The 2,673-nt window shown below is 40.6% G+C and carries 2 protein-coding genes; both read right to left on the reverse strand.

The window, feature by feature from the left end; translation table 11 throughout:
• Positions 1-187 precede the first annotated feature (187 nt).
• Positions 188-727, reverse strand: a complete 540-nt coding sequence (locus PEL01S_RS34025; protein WP_127463354.1) for a hypothetical protein — start codon at positions 725-727, stop codon at positions 188-190.
• The coding region (locus PEL01S_RS35520) for a polymorphic toxin-type HINT domain-containing protein (protein ID WP_255320201.1) at positions 724-2,673 on the reverse strand (1,950 nt) is incomplete at its 5' end. The genes PEL01S_RS34025 and PEL01S_RS35520, both read right to left, overlap by 4 nt.

A 2,673-nucleotide genomic window follows, 5' to 3' on the forward strand; every position in this document is an offset into this window, starting at 1 on the left:
TTTCCACGTAACCAAAACAGCTATGCACTATACAGCCAAAACGAAGCCTTCAAAATAATGTAAACCAGCCCAATCATGAGTTCTATGAAAATTCAAATTTGAGAGGTTATAGTCGCCCGATTCATTCGGCACCGGGTAGGGCTATAAGAAAAAACCTTGAAGGATTCAATCCCCCAAGGTCTAATCACTAGGTTATATTTAATTCTGTTTTCATGACCTCAAGTGACACAATAATGTTTTTTATTTGCTCAGACGATAGTTCAAAAACATTAGCATGATAATGTTCAAGAAATTCGCTAAAGGATATGACTTGCTCATCTTCAGCAGGTTCTATATAGTGCCATTTGTAGCTTGGACTAATTTCAATATATAATTTTTCATTTTTTTGATATATCCATGTTTGGTGCTCTCTTGTTGACCACATCCAGTAGTTCCTGAATATATCTTCCTCATCATCTTCGGCCATATCCGATAAGTTATTTGTCCAAATATTCCATGCCTGCCCTAGATTACCCACCTCCAATTCAGAAGTTAGTTCAACTGGATTTTTTATTCCGTTATACAAAGTAATTATCGCTTCTTGAATTACATCTTCAAAAACATATTTTTTATCCTGATTATCCTGAAAAACCACAGTTACATTATCAAATTTATTGGTTATTGGTTTTTTTGATAGAAATTGAAAACTGGAATTGTTAGTAAAATGAACAGAAAAATAATTACTCATTTTATCTTTCCTTTCTTATTGACCAATCCTGCTTTTCTAAGAATAGCTTGCATTGTAGGAGTAAGTTCGCCCCATGACCTAACATGACCGTGATAAAGCCCCTCGCTTGTCCTGTCTAGCACAACAAACTCCCCATCACTTATTCCTATTCTTCGGTCGGTATTTGGCCCAATAGATAGTGAATTGTCCAAAGCTGTTTGTCCATCATTTGGTGCTTTATTCTTCACTCCGTTATTGGTTTCTCCATGGTAATCGGCATTTTCAAATTTTCCAAATGGACAATTTGAATTATGCACCCAAATCCCAAGGTCACTGACAAAGTAGGTATGGAACTCATCAACCGTCATGTTGTAAACCGTAACGTGTTTGTGCTCCAGTTCGATGCTCTCTACCTTAAGTGTATTCCCATCGCTCTGAACAAGCAAGTCACCGACTTTGAGGTCTTTTACATACGTCCATCCCTTATCTTTTACCCAAAACGGATGATTGAAGGTTGCTTCAATGGTTTGGCCGCCCACATGAATCTTATAAATCTCATCTGTTTCGTGATTGAACGTAGCCGTAACCTTTTTGTATGCTACCTCTCCAGTCTTTTCATCCTTGGCGAGAACCCTATCTCCGACTTCAATGTCTTCGATATTCTTCTCCCCTTCGTCTGTGAGGACTTTAGTTCCTGCTGTGAAACAATTACAGCCAATGGTCTTATTAGCGCCTTTACTCCAAGAACTTCCCATATTTGAGGCAGCATCAATCAATCCCATTCCTAATGCAATTTCTTCTGTATGTTCTGCATTCCATCTCATTACAACATCAGCCATAGCCATTCTAAAAGCTTGATTTCCCTTAGCTGTCATTTTGAGGAAATTTTGCGGCGTTTTTGTATACCAATTCTTATAAAAGTCATAATCAATTTCATTTGTACCCGCAATTCTTCTTACATTGTTACTATCGAAGTAGTAGGTCGCTGTACAAATCTCATCACCTGCAACACAATGACCACTCGGATCCGTATACCTCAACGGATTATTATACACATACGTATAAAGATTCAAACTCAGCGGATTATTTATATCCCCTTCATACGTATCCTCATTTATAAACCTGCCGACACTTGGGTCATACCATCTGGCGCGCAGATACTGCAAATTCGTACTGCTATCCCAGAACTCCCCGCTGTATCGGAATGGCTGCGGTACTTGCTCTGACGTACTGAGCGGATTACCCCAAATGTCATAAGTATACCGGTTAATGACATTGCCATTGCCATCGGCTAATCCCACAACATCTCCATGACCGTTGTGAAGGTAATATGTCTTGGAGCCGGCTGCATCTTGACGGGCTACCAAGCCGGTGCCACCACGGATGTATCTTGCTTTCATGGTCACGGTGCCGTTGCTGACCGTTCCCTCTGCAATCATATTAGCTCCGTCGTAGTAATAACGCGTTGTCTGTCCATTCTCCGTCCGCTCGTAGAGCATCCCATCCCCATTATAACGATAGGAGACGTTTTTACCATCATCAGTCGTCACTTGAACGAGTCGGTTGCGATCATCATATCGGTTATCGGCTCCGCTCATATCAATGCTCTTGCTGCTCTGCATCATTTGACGGTTGCTTCGGGAATCGTACGTATAAGCTTCATTAAATTGACTAGATTTTTCAATCCGGTCAAGCTTATCGTAGGAGAACGTATTCCCTTGGCCATTTTCGTTTTTACTTGTCTGGTTTCCGTTATTATCGTACGTATATCCGTACGAATTCACAGGCGCACCATACCTTGTTTGAGTAAGATTCAACAAATTGGCGCCATCGAATGTATAGCTCCATGCGATTCCGTTACGCTGGGTTACGTTGGATAACAAATTATTTTTCTTATAATCATAACTTGAATCCCAATCGGCAATAGCTGGACCTACGCCCTTCAGCCGGTTTCGGTTGTCATATCC

The organism is Paenibacillus elgii NBRC 100335 (assembly GCF_004000865.1).
Taxonomy (GTDB): domain Bacteria; phylum Bacillota; class Bacilli; order Paenibacillales; family NBRC-103111; genus Paenibacillus_G; species Paenibacillus_G elgii.

Bases quoted from the DNA above. Each gene is read 5' to 3' on its own strand.
- PEL01S_RS34025 (WP_127463354.1), bottom strand. From the start codon at position 727: ATGAGTAATTATTTTTCTGTTCATTTTACTAACAATTCCAGTTTTCAA.